We start from the raw sequence: 15673 nt of genomic DNA, 5'->3' as shown, positions 1-15673 counted from the left end.
AGGGTAGCGGATGTGCCGCTTCCGGTGTCTGTCGGCCTCGCCCCGAGCGCGGCCGACAGGGCGCGCGGGTAACGGATGACGTCCACCTCGGGGTTGGCACCCGGCGGCAGATGAACTTAGTATCTGCGTATGAGTGCAGGTACGCATGAATGCAGTCTTGATGAGAACAGCCCCTACGTCGAGTACGCCGTGGAGATCCTCACCCTGCTGGCCGACGCCACCCGGGTGCGGATCATCCTGGCCCTGCGCGGGGGCGAGCTGTCGGTGAACGAGCTGGCCGAACGCCTGGACAGGCCCGGCCCGGCGATCTCCCAGCACCTGGCCAAGCTCCGCATGGGCCGCGTCGTGGCCTACCGCCGCGAGGGCAACCGGATGTACTACAGCCTGGCCAACGAACACGCCCGCAAGCTGGTCGCCGACGCCGTCTTCCAGGCCGAACACGCCCTGGAGGTCGAGCCCGCCCACCACCGCGCCCGGACCGCGAACCCGGAGCGCACAGACCGTGACCACACCGGCCGGACACAGGGCGGCCGCCCGTGACCACAGTCCCGACCGCGCCCACCGCCCGAACCCGGGACCACCTGGTCCGACCGCCCTCGCTGCTGGCCACCGGCGTCCGGCTCGCCGAGGTGCGCTGGGCCGCCGCCGCACTGGCCCTGTTCCTGGCCGGCTGGGCCGCCCAACTCCTGGACGCCCCCGCCTGGCTGTGGTGGAGCCTGTACCTGACCTGCTACGCCACCGGCGGCTGGGAGTCGGCCCTGTCCGGGCTGCGCGCACTCAGGGAGCGCACCCTGGACGTGGACCTGCTGATGATCGTGGCCGCCGTCGCCGCCGCCTCCATCGGCCAGGTCTTCGACGGGGCCCTGCTCATCGTCATCTTCGCCACCTCCGGCGCCCTGGAGGCCGTGGTCACCCAACGCACGGCCGACTCCGTGAACGCCCTGCTGAACCTGGCACCCGAGCGCGCCGTACGACTCCACCGGACCCCGGACGGCGAACACGAGGAGGTCGTGGAGACCTCCCGGCTCCGGGTGGGCGACACCGTCCTGGTCCGCCCGGGCGAACGCGTGGGCGCCGACGGCACCGTCACCGAGGGCTTCAGCGAGGTCGACCAGCAGGCGATCACCGGTGAGTCGGTGCCCGTTCCGCGCCGGGTCGGGGAGGGGGTGCTCTCGGGCACGATCAACGGCACCGGAGCCCTGCGCGTGCGTGTGGACAGGCCGGCGGGGGAGTCGGTCATCGCACGGATCGTGACCCTGGTCGAGGAGGCCTCGGCCACCAAGGCCCGCACCCAGCTGTTCATCGAGAGGATCGAGCAGCGCTACTCAGCCCTGGTGGTGGCGGCCACCCTGCTGGTGCTCGGTATCCCCCTGCTCTTCCTGGGGCACGACTTCGAGGCCGCGCTGCTCCGCGCGATCGTGTTCATGATCGTGGCCTCCCCGTGCGCGGTGGTGCTGTCCACGATGCCGCCGCTGCTGGCCTCGATCGCCAATGCCGGACGCCACGGCGTCCTGGTCAAGTCCGCCACCGTGATGGAACAGATCGGCCGCGTCGACCTGGTGGCCTTCGACAAGACCGGTACGCTCACCCGGGGCGAACCCCGGGTCACCGGGGTGGAGCCCGAACCGGGGCACACCGCCGACCAGGTCCTGGCCCCGGCCGCGGCGGCCGAGTGCAACAGCGAACACCCCCTGGCACGCGCCATCCGGGCCCACGCCGAACACCAGGGGGTGGCCGCGCCGTCCCGGGTGGAGGACTTCGAGTCCCAGCCGGGCACCGGGGTGAGTGCGACGGTGGACGGCTCCCGGGTCCGGGTCGAACGCGCCCCCGCCGACGCCGAGGGCCCGGCGAGCACCCGGGTCCTGGTCTCCGTCGACGGGCGGGTACGGGGCCGGATCACCCTGGCCGACGCCCTGCGCCCCGAGACCGCCCGGACGGTGGCCGAGGTGGGCGCGCTCACCGCCCAGCCGGTACACCTGCTCACCGGGGACAACGCCGCCACCGCCGCACACGTGGCCCGGGCCGCCGGTGTCGACCGCGTGCACGCCGGCCTCCTCCCCCAGGACAAGGCCGCGCTGGTCAAGGAGAAGGAGGACGCGGGCACCCGGGTGCTCCTGGTGGGCGACGGCGTCAACGACGCCCCCGCGATGGCCGCGGCCACCACCGGTGTGGCCATGGGGCGGCGCGGCTCCGACCTGGCGCTGGACACCGCCGACGCCGTCGTGGTGCGCGACGACCTGTCGACCCTGCCCCGGCTGATCACCCTGTCCCGCCGGGCCCGCCGGTTCGTGGTCGCGAACCTGTGCATCGCGGGCACCTTCATCGTGGTTCTGGTGACCTGGGACCTGGTGGGAACACTGCCGCTCGCGCTGGCCGTGGCCGGACACGAGGGGTCCACCGTCGTCGTCGCCCTCAACGGCCTACGGCTGCTACGCGAACGCGCCTGGACAAGGTGAACCGGGGCGGTGGTCCCGGAGCCGGACCGGTGCCGGGGCCGCCGCCGTCGGGAAACCGGTAACGCTGGAGGTCGTCCGTGCCGCTGGAGACCGGCCCCGGTCGGAGCGGACGCCGGGCGTCAGAGCTCGCCCGGGGGCACGTCCAGCCCGGCGCCCAGTTCGAGTGCGGCCAGGGTCAGCTCGACCAGTTCCTCCTCCAACGGCTCCAGGGAGACGGCGTCCACGAAGACGCGCAGCGCCCCGGGGACGTGGGTGTACAGGGCCCGCCGCACCAGGGGCAGACCCGCCCGGTCCCGGAGGGTGGCGACGCTGCCCGGGTCGGTGTGCTCCTGCACCGCGCCCAGGGCCACCGCCGTGTTCCACGCGTCCAGCAGCAGGTCGGGGCGCACGGTTCCGGCCAGGGCTGCCGCGCCGGAGGTGGCGGCCAGGGCCCGCCGGGAGGTGTCCTGGCCCAGACCCCAGCCGGTCAGGACCTCTTCGGTGGGCCGGTGCGCGGCGGGCACGTCCTCGGCGGTGTCGATGACGACCGCGTCGCCGGTGTTCCAGGCGTAGAAGGGCAGCAGGCGGGGCAGGTCGAGCACGGAGGCGTCGAAGGGCACCCCCGGCTCGGCGGTGAAGCAGGCCGAGCGCCGTACCCCCTGGCCGGTGTTGCCGGTCAGGCTCGGCAGGTCGTCGTGTTCGACCAGGTTGGGGACCATCGTCAGGGTGCGCACACCGCGTTCGCGCAGCAGGCGCAGCAGCGCCCGGTCGTCGGGCTCACCGTCGTCGGCTCCGCCGTCGCTTCCCCGGCCCATCCGCTCGGCGATCCCGGTGGTCAGGGCGCTGGGCATCGCCAGGGCCAGTGAGGGCATGTAGGGGTTGATCACCGGTACCGCGCTGATTCCGGAGAAGACCGCCATCCGGGCGAGAACGGCGGTGCGTGAGCCCCATTCGACGAAGAAGGACAGGGCCGCGTCCGGGTGCAGGCGGCAGCACTCCAGCACGGAGGCGGGCAGGTCCTCGGCCGGGAGGACGTCGTCCTGGAGGAGGAGGTGGTGGGTGCTTTTTTCGGGGGTGGCGCGGGAGAGCGCGGCGGCCGCGGTCCGCAGCGAACCCGGCGGCGCGTCGGGGCGGGGGTCGAAGACCGCCTCGGCGCCGGGGAGGGAGAGCTCGGCCAGGACGCGTTCGGCCCCGAAGGAACGGGAGGGGTGCGCCATGACCGTGGCGCTGAGGGAGAGGGGTAGTTTTTCCGAGCCGGATTCTTCGGAATTCTGCTCAAAATCCATTACCTGATTTTATCGGGCTGGACCGCCGGAGGGACAGCGGTTCCGCCGGACCGGACCGGGCCGTTCAGACACCACGATCGCCCCGCCCCGGCGGAACCGGGCTCGGCGGAAGGAAATACCCGACCGGCGAGAAACACCTTTACCACCTGCGTTCAGAACGGCCGCTTCCGTTTTCCCGAACCACCCTTGGAACGGAGGGCGGGCCCGGGGCGCTCACCTCGGCCCGCCTCCGGGCGCCTGCGGACGTTCCCCGGTCAGCTGCGGGGCGCGCGTACCACCACGACCGGGCACGGGCTGTGCGAGATCACGTTTCGGCTCACCGAACCCAGCAGCATTCCGGCGAAACCGCCCCGCCCGTGGGACCCCACGACCATCAGGTCGCAGTCCCGGGCCTCGGCGCACAGGACCTCCACCGGATGGCCGACCCTCACCACCTCCTCCACCCGTACCTGCGGGTGCCGGGCGCGCGCGTCCGCGACCGACTCCGCCAGCGCCTGGCGGGCGGAGCCCTCGGCCGCGGACTCCTCTGTCTCCCCGTCATCGTCGGGCCTGGTCCAGGTCGGCTCCTCGAGTGCTCCGAAACGCCACCAGGGGGCCTCCCTGCGCACCGTCACCGCGCGCAGCGCCGCTCCGCGCAGTTCGGCCTCGGAGAACGCCCACTCGGCGGCGGTCCTCGCGGTAGCCGACCCGTCGGCACCGACGATGACCCGGCCGGTGGCGGGGCCCGGTTCCCGGTCGGGAACGACGACCACGGGACACGAGGCCGAGACGAGCAGTTCCAGGGCCGTGGAATCCGGAAGGACCGCGTCCATCGCGGTCATGCGGTGGGCACCGAGGACCAGGGTGTGCGCCTTCTGGCTCTCGCTCAGCAGAACCGGTTCGGGGTCCGCCGTGACGTGCACCGCTTCGACTGACAGCCCCGGAACCTGTTCCAGCGCCCGTTCGCGCGCCTCGTCCACCACGCGCCGCGCGAATTCGTGCACGTCGAACCCGGGCAGGCCGCGCGGGACGGAGTGGTAGTTCGGCCAGTCGAAGGCGTACACGACGCGCAGCCGCAGCCCCCGCCTCCGAGCGTCCTCCGCAGCCCAGTCGAGAGCCCGTCCGCTCTCCGGTGATCCGTTGACCGCCACCACGACTGGTGCGGTCGACTTCTGGTCCATGGTTTCTCCCCACCGGTTGTTCTCACCCGTGTGTCACCTGTGTAAGGGCCCGGGTACGTGCTCCGGGAGCGGACGCCACGGGTGCGCGGTACCGGCCCCGGCAGACCTCCACTGGACCGGGCCCCTTCCGTGCTCATACCCGCTGACGGTCCGCCACGCGCCACCGGCGCAGGAACTCTGACCTGCGACCACGCGCCCGTCACCCGGTCACCCGGAGGTCCGGCCGCTCACCTCGCGCCCGCTGACCCTGTCCGGGGTGACCCGTACGAAGAGGTCGCGGTCGCCTCCCGCCCACGGCCGGACACGGGCGCCGGCGCGGAGCGCGGCCGCCTCGGCCTCGTCGGTGACCGCTGCGGCACGACCGACCAGAAGGACGCTCCACCCCTCACTCGTCGCACCGTCGACCCGGTCGACCTCGAAGGCGGCGTCCCCCGGTAGGTACTCGGCGATCACCCCGTGGTCCCCGGTGCGAAACACCACGGCGCCGTCACGGACGAGGTAGTTCACCGGGAGGATGGTCGGCGCCGATTCGCCCTCGGGGACGAAGCCGATCCGCCCTACACCTCCCGGGCCGATGAGTTCCATGCACCTGTCGGGGGAGAGCGCGTGCGTCTCCGGGAGCGGCGCCGCCGTGGTCGCCGCACCCGGAGGCAGATCGGTGTCCGTGCCCAGCAGGTAGTCCTGGCTGGTGTTCAGCGCACGGGCGAGCCGGTACAGCGACTCCCTGGGCATCCGTGGCGCGTGCTCCTCCAGATAGGCCACGTATCCCGGATCCATGCCGGCCGAATCCGCGACCTCCTCCCGGGTCAGCCCGAGTTCCTCCCTGCGCGCCGCGGCCCTGCGTCCGAGGTCGCTTCCTCCGTGCCCGACACCGCTCTCGCGTCCCACGGAACGCCTCCCTTCCTGGTCAGGAGGGGTTTCCGCCCCCCGTACTGTCCGTATCCGAACCCCTACCCGTATCCGTGCGCGGTGGCACGGGCCGTCGGGGGAGGAGAGGAGGCCGCCCGCATGGCGCCCTCGTCTCCTTCCACCCGGTAACGGCTCCTCGGCCGGGGCCCGCCCGTTCTCAGGAGGCGACGGGAGCCCCGCGGGGGCGCCTGTCGCGGTGGACGAGGGCGCGCAGCAGCCGTTCCGCTGGGCCGGGCCTGCCCGCGTGGTCCAGGACTGCCGCGAGGACCAGGGTGAACAGCCATACGGCCACCGCCACGAGTACGGCCTGCCACTGCGCCAGGACACCGCCGAGTCCGAGTCCCCACGCGCACAGCAGCGGCGCGAAGAGCACCGACTGCAGCAGGTAGCCGGACAGGGACCGCCTGCCCAGGGCGCTGAGGGCCCGCACGGGGCCCCGGTGGGCCCGCGCCGCCGACAGGCGCGCCGCGAGGAGGGCGATCAGCGCCACGTAGCCGAACGCCGCGAACAGCCCGGTGAGGCCGTTGAACATGAGCGGCGTCCACACCGGGACGTCCCACGATCCCTGCTGCACGAGCACGGAGGGGACCGCGCCGAGCCACCCCGCGGTGACGCCGGCGACCGCCACGGCCGACAGCAACGGCCGGTGCCGCTCGGGGGACTCCAGGATCCGGTGCCGGGCGCAGAGGATCGCGGTGAGGACGGCCACCGGCACGACGAGTCCGAGCACGCCCTGGCCGACCGTCAGGAGCGGCCACATACGGAGCCGGACCAGGATCGAGTCGGCGTACGGGGTGACGGCGGCGAACTGCGGTACCGCCCCCTCGGACACCGCGGCCCCGGTCGCCGGGGCGGCCGCCCCGGCGACCAGTGTGAGCACGGAGAGGAGCCCGAGCAGACCGCCGAGCACCAGGGCCCACACGGCCAGGGTCCGGTTCGACCGGCGCAGGAACAGCCCGGTCACGATGAGGCCGATCAGCCCGTAGGCGCCGAGTACGTCCCCCTGCCACAGCAGCGCGGCGTGCACCGCGCCGAAGGCGAGCAGCCACAGGTGCCGCGACTGGAGGGACCGGCGTGCGTCCGCCTCGTCCTGGCCGGCCGTGCGCCGTCTGGTGTAGGCCTGCCAGATGCCGTAGCCGAAGAGGAAGGCGAACAGGGGGTAGCTCCGCCCGTCCACGGCGACGATCGAGACGCTCTGCCAGAGGGCGTCGGGCCCCGTGGCGTCGGCACGGTGGGCGGAGGCCGCTGAGGTGGGTGCGCCGTAGAGGTACCAGGACACGTTGGCCAGCGCGATGAACAGGAGCATGATCCCGCGGGCGAGGTCGGGCGCGAGGGCGCGTTCCCCCGGGCGGGGGGAGTGGTCGTGGCCGGTCATGGTCCGGTCGCTCCCCGCTCCGCTTCGGCGGCGTGGGCCAGGGCACTGGGGGAGCGGCGGCCGACGATCGCCGGCGCCTCGTGCACGAGTGTGTCGTCGGTGAGCGCCTCGACCATGAACAGCGCGAAGTCCACCCGCCGGGTCAGGTTGCTGGCCAGGACCGGGTCCCCGACGTGGCGGCTCCACACGGGCAGCCCCTGGCTGTCGCCCTCCTCGAGGTCGCTGCCCCGGACGACGGTCCACCGCCGGTCGCTGGCGAAGATCCGTCGGCACGCCTCCACCTGGTCGTTCACGTCGACGGCGCGCACCAGACGGGCCAGCGGGGTGATGATCCGCATCGCCAGCCTGAGCTTCCAGGAGTACCGGTCCCCGCCGTCCCGGCTGATGTGCCAGCCGCAGGAGAAGACCAGGCGCGCGTCGGGTTCGGCGTGGTCGAGTACCGCCTGGGCGGTACCGGACGAGTACTGCTGCACCCCCCAGGGCACGAGCACGGTCAGCACCCCGTCGCATCCGGCCACGGCCCGCCGGATCACCTCCGGATCGTTGGTGGCGCCGGGGACGACGGTGATCCGGTCGGCGAACTCGGAGAGTTTGGGGACGCTGCGTTCGCGGCAGACGCCGACGACCTCCAGACCCCGGTCGAGCGCGTGGCGCACCATGTACCGCCCGAGTTTGCCCGAGGCCCCGATGACGCAGATCCTTCGCACCGGTGTCGTACCCATGTTCCGGCCCTCCCTCTCACCCTGCTGAACTTACGGTGTAAGTAACGATAGACTTACCTTGTAAGTAAGGCAAGTGCCAGAGGAGGACGCATCATGGGCGGGCGCGGCACCGGACGGCGCACGCGGGCGGGGCGGGAGCCCCTGAGCAGGGCACGCGTGATTCGCGCCGCGATGGAACTGGCGGACGAGAAAGGGGGACCGGGGGTCACGATGCGGGCGGTCGCCGCCCGGTTGGGCGTCGAGGCGATGTCGCTCTACAACCACGTGGCCGACCGGGGGGACCTCCTGGACGGGATGGTCGACGCGGTGTTCGCCGAGATCGACCTGCCGGTGCCGGGGGCGGACTGGAGGCAGGACATGCGCGACCGCGCCGCCTCGGCGCGCACGGCCCTTCGCCGCCACCCCTGGGCGGTCGGCCTGATGGACTCCCGGAAGCAACCCGGCCCGGCGACCCTGCGCCACCACGACGCCGTCCTGGGAGCCCTGAGGTCCGGGGGATTCTCCGCCACCGCGGCGGCCCGGGCCGTCTCGGTGATCGACAGCTACCTCTACGGGTTCGTCCTGCAGGAGCTGAGCCTGCCCTTCACCGAGCAGGAGGGGCCGAACGAGCTCGCGGACGGCATCCTGGGCGGCCTGCCCGCCGACACCTATCCGCACCTGGCGGCGGTCATCAGCGAGCACGCCTTCGGCCAGGGCTACGACTACGACGGGGAGTTCGGGTTCGGGCTCGCTCTGATCCTCGACGCGCTGCACCCCGACGGGGGACGGGCGCACTCCCGGCCCGGAGCGCAGGGCAGCCGGCCGTCATAGTCGCCGGACGCGGGCTGGGCGCCCCCCCGGGTGCCCCGCCCGCCCTCCGGGGCGCGGTGCCGGGAGGGCGGGGGGATCACCGCTGGTCAGCCGTGCTGTCCCCAGTCCAGAAGGTCGGCCAGGCCAGCTGCGGTGAAGGCGGCGGTCAGTTCCCCGGCGCCCTCGGTGAAGTGGGTCCAGCTGTCGTGGTGGACGGGGACCACGCGGCGGGCTCCCAGAATCCGGGCGGCCTCGGCGGCCTGGGCGCTGTCGAGGACGAGGGGCCGACCTCCGAAGAGGACGGAGAACCGCGGGGCTCCCGCGAACAACAGGGCCGTGTCCACCGGGGCGAAGCGCTCGGCGATCTGTTCGACCAGTTCGAGCGAGGCGTTGTCGCCGCTGACGTAGACCGTGGGAAGGCCCTCGCCGGTCAGGACGAAGCCCACGACCTGGCCGGTGAACGGTTCGACGTCCTCACGCGCGCCGGGCCCGTGCAGGGCCGGGACCGCGGTGACGGTGACCGTGCCACCGTCGGGCCGCTCCAACTCGGCGGCCTCCCAGTCGGCCAGTCCTCTGGCGCCGTCGCCGAGGCGCCGCCCGCCGCCGGTGGTCGTCAGGGTGAGGGGGACCTCGGCGAGCAGGGCGCGTCCTGCGTTGTCGAGGTTGTCGGCGTGCTCGTCGTGGGAGAGCAGGACCGCGTCGACGCGGCCGAGGTCGGCGGGGGCGCCGGCGGAGGGCGCGGTCTTGGTCAGTGTCGGGCCGCCGGGCGTCTCGTAGTCTCCCGGGCCGTCGAAGGTCGGGTCGGTCAGGAAACGCAGCCCGCCGTACTCGAAGAGGGCGGTGGGGCCGCCGAAGACGCGGACGGGGAACTGCTCGGTTGCGACGGACATGCATACACCTCACGGATGGAAGTAAATCAACCGTGATGAACGGTAGCCGCCTCTCACGGATGGCGCAAGTTGTACCATGAGATGCATGGACGAGACCGTGACCGAAGAACTAGACCTGCCGCCTGCGCCGGGCGCGGAGCAGTACCACTCCCTCGCCCTCGCCAACAGCGTCGTCGCACTGCCCGGCGGACGTCTCGTGGACCTCCTCGCGACCCCCGCCGAGACCAACCGGTGGATGACCGAGCGCGGTCTGGCCCCGGTGGACGCCGGAATGCAGGAGATGTGCGCCGCACAACTGCACGTGCTGCGCGAACACCTCAGATCCCTGTTCGCCTCACACGTCGCCGGACTCCCCGCCCGCCCCACCGCCCTGACGGCCGTCAACGACGCGCTCACCAAGGTGCCCACCGCCCCCCTGCTGCAGTGGGACGAGCGGAACGGCCCCTACCGGGCGACGCCGCACCCCACCGGTGAGATCGTCGACCACGCCCTGGCAAGCCTCGCCGCCGACGCCGCCGACCTGTTGGCCGGTTCCGACGCCGTGCGCCTGACCGCCTGCGGCTCCGCCCCCTGCAACCGCTACCTGCTGCGCCACGGCCGCCGTCACTGGTGTTCCACCCGCTGCGGAGACCGGGCCCGTGCCGCGCGCGCCTACGCCCGTCGCGCCCGTACCGACGAGGCCTGACCGGCCCCGTGGCACTGCCCGCGCGTTCACCCGAGGGAGACCAGCATGGCCACCCCGGCCGCGTAGAAGCCGAGCAGGGCGATGCCCTCGAAGCCGATGCCGGACTCCTGCCGGCGTATCAGCCCCGCCGCGACCAGCAGGTTGAGAACGATGCCCAGGCCGATGAGCAGCACCACCCGGGCGTCCATCGCGCTGTAGAGGGATCCCTCCCGGTAGGCGACGTCGGAGGCGGACAGGAAGAGCATGTCGAAGCCGTTGCCGCCGATGATGTCCCCGAGCGCCAGGTGCAGCGCGCGGATGCGGATGGCGTACAGCACCGTCACCAGCTCGGGCAGGGAGGTGACCACGCTGGTGATCAGCGCGCCGACCAGGCCGCTCGACATCCCCGTCCGCTCGGCCAACGACAGTCCGGCCTCACCCACGACGTAGCCGGTGACGGCCACCAGGCAGGCGAGCGCCGCGAACTTCACCCACATCCCCCCGAGCGACTCGTCGCTGTCGAGGGAGGCCGGGTCCGGTTCGTCGGCCTGGGTGTAACGGGTGTGCTCCACCTGCCACATGGGTTTGGAGCGGACCTTCTGGGAGAGCCACAGCCAGTACAGGTAACAGGCCACGAGGACCAGCGAGGCGGGGTGGATGCCCAGGAGGCTGAACTGCGGCCCCATCCCGGCCACCAGCACCACGCCGAACATGATGGAGAGCCCGATCGGGGCGAGCAGGTTGGGCAGGGAGGCGGCGGCGTGCTCCAGGTTCGCGCGCCGGTAGAACATGTCCGCCAACGCGATGAACACCGTCTGTGCGGCGATTCCGCCCAGGGCGTTGTTCATGGCGAAGGAGGCGTCACCGTGGGCCGCCCCGACGAGGCTGGTGATCAGTCCTGGCAGTGAGGTCACCGCGCCGACCAGGACGATGCCCGCCAGGGTCTCGCCCATGCCGGTGCGGTCGGCGAGCCGGTCGACCAGCCGGGTGAACGGGCCGCCGCCGATGACGAGGATCAGCGCCGCGGCCGAGATCGCTGCCACGTCCCACAACAACGGTCGCCCTCCTGGCTTCGCCGGTCCGGACCACGCCCTCGCAGGGCCCTGCCTCCGGCCACCCTATGCACACCGCGCCCGCCCGGTTCTTCGACGCACCAGGGGAAGTGGGCACCCCGGGAGGGTCGCACGCCCGGTTCGGGGGAGTGGAGCCCACGGGCCCGGGGCCTTCCTGGAGGGAGGCGGGGAAGACGGTCCACCCCACCGCGCGCGGCCCGGAACCGCTGCAGCCGGGCCGCGCCGGGGCTGAGCAGGCAGGGGCGTCTCGACGAGGCCGGTGAGTACCCGGCGCACCATCCGCTCGAACAGGGTGTGCGTGTCCTGGGGTGCACCGTCGACGCGCAGATACGCGCGCTCGCGGACGACGCCACGGATTCGGCCGAGCGGTGACACTTGGGCCGTGCCCGTCAACGGTCAGCCGGTACGGCCGGGGTCAGTGGGCCCGGCCCGTGAAGGTGACGGTGCGGGAGCCGACACCGCCTGTTTCGTCCTCCAGGGTGAGGGTGTAGACCCACCACGAGCCCGACCTCGGTGACGGACAGGAGTCCGCGACGTCCGTGGCCAGCCCCGCCGACAGTGAGACCTCCTCCCCGTTCCGCTCGGCCAGGTCGGAGGGGCCGGACTCGAGGGGCGGTACGGCGTGACGGCAGGTCGAGGACAGGCTCAGGTCCAGCGGCCCGTCTGTCCCGTTGATGACCTCCACCCCCCACGTGACCCTCTCCTGTCCGTCGACGTCCTCGTGGGAGATGCTCAGGAGTTGGAGCCTGATCCCGTCGCCGTACTCGAAGGACCGGTTCGCCGGTACGAGCAGGTGTCTGGCGGCCAGGACGAGGACGACGAAGAGGATCACGAGCGTGAGCGCGATCCTCGGCGCGAATCTTCGCACGGTGGTGCCCTCCATGGGGTCGGGAGAAGGGTGTGCCGGGGGAAGGCGGAGCGTGCCGGATGCGATTACCGGAAGCCGACTACGCCTCGGTCCGGGCGGACAGCGGGATCTCCAACTTCTGGCAGGCGCGGACGTACTCGTATTCCGAGCTCAACTCCCACTGGACCCATGCCGAGGACTCCGGGACGGTCGTTCCGGCCAGTCGCAGGGCACGGGCCGCGAGCTCCTTCTCGTCCGCGAAGTAGAGCGCTGAGCCGAACTCGTGCGCGGTCTCCTGTCTGGTGGGGTGGTCGTTGTCCCCGGACAGCCACAGGTCCGCGGCGTCGGCGATCTCCGACCGTACCCCGGGGTCGGTGAGGTACTCCCGGCGCAGGGAGTTGAAGTCGCCGACGGTCACCACGTCGTCCTCCCGTTCCCGCTACAGCATTATGAACCGTTCCACGTGCGCCCGCGGTACCAGTTCCAGCAATGGGTCGCCCTTGCGGGCGAGTGCGGCTGCCTGCCGGGCGAAGGCGAACATCTCCTCGTGGGATCCCTCCCATTTCTGGCACAGGACCTGGAGGCGGGACTGGTGGCTCATGGGGTGCCACGGATCGCGCTCGATGATCCGGTCCCACAGGAAGTCGAGGTCCTCCCGGGACATCCCCGCTCCCAGGCCGAACCACTGCAGGTGGTTCAACGCGTCCGGCCGGTCCGGGGCCGCGTTGGCCGCGTGGACCAGGTGCTCGTATGCCGGGGGAAGCATGGCGTGGAACTCCTCGAAGCGTTCCCGGCTCACGTCCTTGGCCCACGCGCTCCGCAACTTCCGCGCTGACGCGACCGCTGACCGCCGTCCTCTGGCCCCGTGCGCTCTTCGCACCCGAGGTGCTCGACAGCTACCGTTCCTTCGTCGAACAGCGGTGACTTCGGAGAACCCGGCTTCAGGACTGTCACCCGCACGGCCGGGCACCCTCAGGCGGCGGTCTCGCACCTGATGACCCATTCGAGGTACCAGTCCGCGAATCCGACTCTCTCGTGCGGCGTGCCGAGGGGGCGGAAGCCGCCCTCGGCCGAGAAGCCGTCGACCCACATACTGCCGCGTTCGGGGCCCGTCACGACGAGCCAGAGGAAGTGGCCGCAGCCCTCGTGGCTCAGGCACACCGCTCCGTCGGAAGAGGTCTCGAAGAGTTCGTCGTCGGCGTCCCGCCACACGCGGTACGCGGCCTCGAACGCCTCCCGGGTCGCGAAGCCGGACCGCCTCGGCTCCCGGTCCTCGTGCTCGGCCAGGCGCCGCGCTCGTTCCTCGGAGGTGGGAAAGGCGACCGTCAGGGCTTCGTGCCGCGTCTCGCCGCCCACGTCGGTCCACTCCCACCCCGTGCCTGTTCGGTGCAGGGTGCTGAGCCCGTATCCCGGCCCGGCGCCGCCGGCGCCGACATCGAGGAGGAAGCCGCGGTAGTCCTCGGGCAGCGAGACGCCCCACTGCGTCTCCGCCTCGGTGACCTCCGGTTCCGACAGCGGAGCGGCGAGCCGGAAGTGGTGGCCCGTCCCCCCGTACCGGTCCCAGGCCCCGAGGACATCCCACGTCCGGTCCCTGTGGGCCAGGGCCTCGACCCGTTCACGGACACCGCTCCAGATAGTTGCTTTCACGAGCCGAAGCGTAGGCCAGGGGACGGCCCCGGTCGAAGTCCGGGCTCCGCACGGTTCCGAACGCGGTGCCGGCCCCGGCACACTCAGCCGGACGCGTTCCAGTGCCCCGTCAGGTCCCGGTAGAGCGGGGAGTCGCGCAGCAGGGACTCGTGCGTGCCGAACGCCGTACCCGTGCCGTCCAGGACGAGGATCCGGTCGGCCCGCAGAGCCGAGGACAGCCGGTGAGCGATGACGAACAGCGTCGTGCCCGGACGGTTCGCCAGCACGTTCTCCGCGTGCGCCTCGGCGGCCGGGTCCAGGTGGCAGGTCGACTCGTCCAGGATGAGCAGCGGCGCCGGGGACACATAGGCCCGGCCCAGGCAGAGCGCCTGCCGCTCCCCGGCGGAGAGCGCCCCGGGGTCCACGTCGGCCCCCAGCCCGCCGAGGCGGTCCACCAGCGGCCCGAGGCGCAACGCCGACACCGCCCGGGAGAGGCGGTCGTCCCCGGCACCGGGCTCCAACTGGGCGAGGTTCTCCCGGACCGACCCGGCGAAGACGTAGCCCTCCTGGGGGAGGAGAACCCGCATCCGGGCCAGCTCCCGAGGGGAGCGCCCGGCGATCGGCTCGCCCGCCAACCGTACGGAGCCCTCGTCCGGGGTGTGCAGCCCGGACAGCACATGCGCCAGCGTGGACTTGCCGATTCCGCTCGGGCCGACGATCGCGATGCGCTCCCCGGCCTCGACCGAGAGTCCGAAGTCCTCCACCAGGGGCCGTGTGCCCGCGCCGTAGGACACCCGCAACCCCCGACACCACACCGCTGGCGCCGTTCCCGGAACCGGGGAGGCGAACGCCCCCTGGTCACCGCTCTCCGTTTCCCGGGGCTCTCCCGTGTCGGTGCCGTCCGCCTCTGCGGACACGAATCGGTCGAGGACCACCACGAGGCGGCTGCCCGCAGCGCCCACGGCGGTCATCATCGCCTGTAGCGCCGGCAGCAGGGACTGCACGAGGTAGGCCAGGGCGCCCATGAGCGCCCCCGTGGTGACACCCTGGTCGCGAAGCCACGGTGTGGCGGCGAGCAGCAGGAGGACGGGGAGCTGCCCGGCCGTGCCGAGTGCGAGCGTTCGCACAGCCGTCCACCGGGCCAGGGAACGCGTCGACGCGGCGGCCTCGTCGATCAGGCCCCCGGTCCTGTCGGCCGCCGTGCCCGTGGCTCCGCAGGCCACCAGGTCACGCAGCTGGCCCCGCAGACCTCCCGCACGGTTGGTGAAAACCTCGTCGGCGTCGAGGAACCGGCCTTGTGCCGCGGCCATGGGAGCGAGCGTCAGGAGGAAGAGCAGCAGCCCGAGCAGCATGGGCGGCACCACGACCAGCAGCAGCTCGGGGGCGAGGGTGAGCATCCCCACGAGCGCTCCCACGGCGGTGAACAGGAAGGAACGCACCGTCAGGACCAGTCCGGCGAAGCTGTCCCGTGCGATCTCCGTCTGCTGGGTGAGCCGCGAGACCGCAGCTCGCTCAGCCCCCGCCGCCCGCGCCGGATCGGCCACGGCCCGGCGCAGGGCCTCCCTGACCGCGCGCCGCACCAGCCCGTCCCGCAACGGTTCCACCAGTCCCGAGAGCTGACCGAACACACCGCGCAGTACGGGCCCGGCCAGGAGGATCGAGACCGCGGCCACGGCCAGCCACGCCAGGCCTACGGTGGGCTGTCCCACCAGGAACCCCTGGTCCAGGGCGCGCGCCAGACAGATCCCGACGAGGAAGGTCTGCGCGGACTCCATCAGCGACCAGGCGCCCAGGCGCAGCAGCACCCGCCTGTGACGCCACAGGAAAGGCCGGGCGTGCGGCATCAGCCCGCGCAGCGTGCCACGGCGGCGGCCGGGCCGAGTCGGGCGCCGGGCAG

16 protein-coding genes are annotated in these 15673 nt (G+C 72.5%); 4 read left to right on the top strand and 12 right to left on the bottom strand.

Features of this window, described 5'->3' with window-relative positions:
- Window positions 1-129 precede the first annotated feature (129 nt).
- On the top strand, window positions 130-540 hold the full coding sequence (locus tag IE195_RS04565; protein WP_191268132.1) for an ArsR/SmtB family transcription factor: 411 nt from the start codon (window positions 130-132) through the stop codon (window positions 538-540).
- Complete coding sequence (locus IE195_RS04560) at window positions 537-2456, top strand: heavy metal translocating P-type ATPase (RefSeq protein WP_308428395.1); 1920 nt, start codon at window positions 537-539, stop codon at window positions 2454-2456. Before IE195_RS04565 ends, IE195_RS04560 begins: the two co-directional genes overlap by 4 nt.
- Before the next feature lie 119 nt (window positions 2457-2575).
- On the opposite strand, the gene IE195_RS04555 is transcribed toward IE195_RS04560, so the two are convergent.
- The 5 genes from IE195_RS04555 to IE195_RS04535 all read right to left on the bottom strand — a co-directional run bounded on the left by IE195_RS04555 (window position 2576) and on the right by IE195_RS04535 (window position 7887).
- The gene (locus IE195_RS04555; RefSeq protein WP_191268131.1) at window positions 2576-3721 is read right to left on the bottom strand and encodes a hypothetical protein; all 1146 of its coding nucleotides are present in this window, start codon (window positions 3719-3721) and stop codon (window positions 2576-2578) included.
- 254 nt (window positions 3722-3975) lie between these two features.
- The gene (locus IE195_RS04550) at window positions 3976-4881 is read right to left on the bottom strand and encodes a universal stress protein (RefSeq protein WP_191268130.1); all 906 of its coding nucleotides are present in this window, start codon (window positions 4879-4881) and stop codon (window positions 3976-3978) included.
- 207 nt (window positions 4882-5088) lie between these two features.
- A complete protein-coding gene (locus IE195_RS04545; protein ID WP_229826084.1) occupies window positions 5089-5769 on the bottom strand; it encodes a helix-turn-helix domain-containing protein in 681 nt (226 codons plus the stop codon).
- Window positions 5770-5947: 178 nt separating this feature from the next.
- A complete protein-coding gene (locus tag IE195_RS04540; protein WP_191268129.1) occupies window positions 5948-7165 on the bottom strand; it encodes a DUF418 domain-containing protein in 1218 nt (405 codons plus the stop codon).
- Window positions 7162-7887 carry an NAD(P)-dependent oxidoreductase gene (locus IE195_RS04535; protein ID WP_191268128.1) on the bottom strand — a complete coding sequence of 242 codons (726 nt, stop codon included), beginning with the start codon at window positions 7885-7887 and terminating at the stop codon, window positions 7162-7164. Before IE195_RS04535 ends, IE195_RS04540 begins: the two co-directional genes overlap by 4 nt.
- Window positions 7888-7980: 93 nt before the next feature.
- Here IE195_RS04535 and IE195_RS04530 point away from each other — a divergent pair, with 93 nt between their 5' ends.
- Window positions 7981-8697 carry a TetR/AcrR family transcriptional regulator gene (locus tag IE195_RS04530; RefSeq protein ID WP_191268127.1) on the top strand — a complete coding sequence of 239 codons (717 nt, stop codon included), beginning with the start codon at window positions 7981-7983 and terminating at the stop codon, window positions 8695-8697.
- 86 nt (window positions 8698-8783) lie between these two features.
- Here the strand turns inward: IE195_RS04530 and IE195_RS04525 are convergent, their stop codons facing one another.
- Window positions 8784-9566, bottom strand: coding sequence for an MBL fold metallo-hydrolase (locus tag IE195_RS04525; protein WP_191268126.1), 783 nt, complete (start codon window positions 9564-9566; stop codon window positions 8784-8786).
- An 85-nt stretch (window positions 9567-9651) separates the two neighbouring features.
- Between IE195_RS04525 and IE195_RS04520 the strand changes: the two genes are divergently transcribed.
- Window positions 9652-10251, top strand: a complete 600-nt coding sequence (locus IE195_RS04520; protein ID WP_191268125.1) for an ABATE domain-containing protein — start codon at window positions 9652-9654, stop codon at window positions 10249-10251.
- 26 nt (window positions 10252-10277) lie between these two features.
- On the opposite strand, the gene IE195_RS04515 is transcribed toward IE195_RS04520, so the two are convergent.
- The 6 genes from IE195_RS04515 to IE195_RS04490 all read right to left on the bottom strand — a co-directional run bounded on the left by IE195_RS04515 (window position 10278) and on the right by IE195_RS04490 (window position 15620).
- Entirely contained in the window at window positions 10278-11273 is a 996-nt protein-coding gene (locus IE195_RS04515) for a sodium:calcium antiporter (protein WP_229826083.1), read from the bottom strand.
- Between the two features lie 445 nt (window positions 11274-11718).
- A complete protein-coding gene (locus IE195_RS04510) occupies window positions 11719-12171 on the bottom strand; it encodes a hypothetical protein (RefSeq protein ID WP_191268123.1) in 453 nt (150 codons plus the stop codon).
- Window positions 12172-12250: 79 nt separating this feature from the next.
- On the bottom strand, window positions 12251-12571 hold the full coding sequence (locus tag IE195_RS04505; protein WP_191268122.1) for a hypothetical protein: 321 nt from the start codon (window positions 12569-12571) through the stop codon (window positions 12251-12253).
- 18 nt (window positions 12572-12589) lie between these two features.
- Window positions 12590-12916 (bottom strand): hypothetical protein, encoded by a 327-nt coding sequence (locus IE195_RS04500; RefSeq protein WP_229826082.1) that lies wholly within the window; start codon window positions 12914-12916, stop codon window positions 12590-12592.
- A gap of 206 nt (window positions 12917-13122) precedes the next feature.
- Window positions 13123-13797 (bottom strand): SMI1/KNR4 family protein, encoded by a 675-nt coding sequence (locus IE195_RS04495; RefSeq protein WP_191268120.1) that lies wholly within the window; start codon window positions 13795-13797, stop codon window positions 13123-13125.
- Between the two features lie 83 nt (window positions 13798-13880).
- Complete coding sequence (locus IE195_RS04490; RefSeq protein ID WP_191268939.1) at window positions 13881-15620, bottom strand: ATP-binding cassette domain-containing protein; 1740 nt, start codon at window positions 15618-15620, stop codon at window positions 13881-13883.
- Between the last annotated feature and the right edge of the window lie 53 nt (window positions 15621-15673).

This window comes from Nocardiopsis terrae (genome assembly GCF_014651695.1).
In the GTDB taxonomy this organism is placed as follows: Bacteria; Actinomycetota; Actinomycetes; order Streptosporangiales; family Streptosporangiaceae; genus Nocardiopsis; species Nocardiopsis terrae.
This window is presented reverse-complemented; position numbering and strand designations above follow the sequence as displayed.

What these genes read in the sequence shown, in the direction of transcription:
- IE195_RS04490 (WP_191268939.1), bottom strand. Translation starts at nt 15,620, where the DNA reads ATGCCGCACGCCCGGCCTTTCCTGTGGCGTCACAGGCGGGTGCTGCTG.
- IE195_RS04555 (WP_191268131.1), bottom strand. Translation starts at nt 3,721, where the DNA reads ATGGATTTTGAGCAGAATTCCGAAGAATCCGGCTCGGAAAAACTACCC.
- IE195_RS04565 (WP_191268132.1), top strand. Translation starts at nt 130, where the DNA reads ATGAGTGCAGGTACGCATGAATGCAGTCTTGATGAGAACAGCCCCTAC.
- IE195_RS04535 (WP_191268128.1), bottom strand. Translation starts at nt 7,887, where the DNA reads ATGGGTACGACACCGGTGCGAAGGATCTGCGTCATCGGGGCCTCGGGC.
- IE195_RS04525 (WP_191268126.1), bottom strand. Translation starts at nt 9,566, where the DNA reads ATGTCCGTCGCAACCGAGCAGTTCCCCGTCCGCGTCTTCGGCGGCCCC.
- IE195_RS04540 (WP_191268129.1), bottom strand. Translation starts at nt 7,165, where the DNA reads ATGACCGGCCACGACCACTCCCCCCGCCCGGGGGAACGCGCCCTCGCG.
- IE195_RS04520 (WP_191268125.1), top strand. Translation starts at nt 9,652, where the DNA reads ATGGACGAGACCGTGACCGAAGAACTAGACCTGCCGCCTGCGCCGGGC.
- IE195_RS04500 (WP_229826082.1), bottom strand. Translation starts at nt 12,916, where the DNA reads ATGCTTCCCCCGGCATACGAGCACCTGGTCCACGCGGCCAACGCGGCC.
- IE195_RS04530 (WP_191268127.1), top strand. Translation starts at nt 7,981, where the DNA reads ATGGGCGGGCGCGGCACCGGACGGCGCACGCGGGCGGGGCGGGAGCCC.
- IE195_RS04550 (WP_191268130.1), bottom strand. Translation starts at nt 4,881, where the DNA reads ATGGACCAGAAGTCGACCGCACCAGTCGTGGTGGCGGTCAACGGATCA.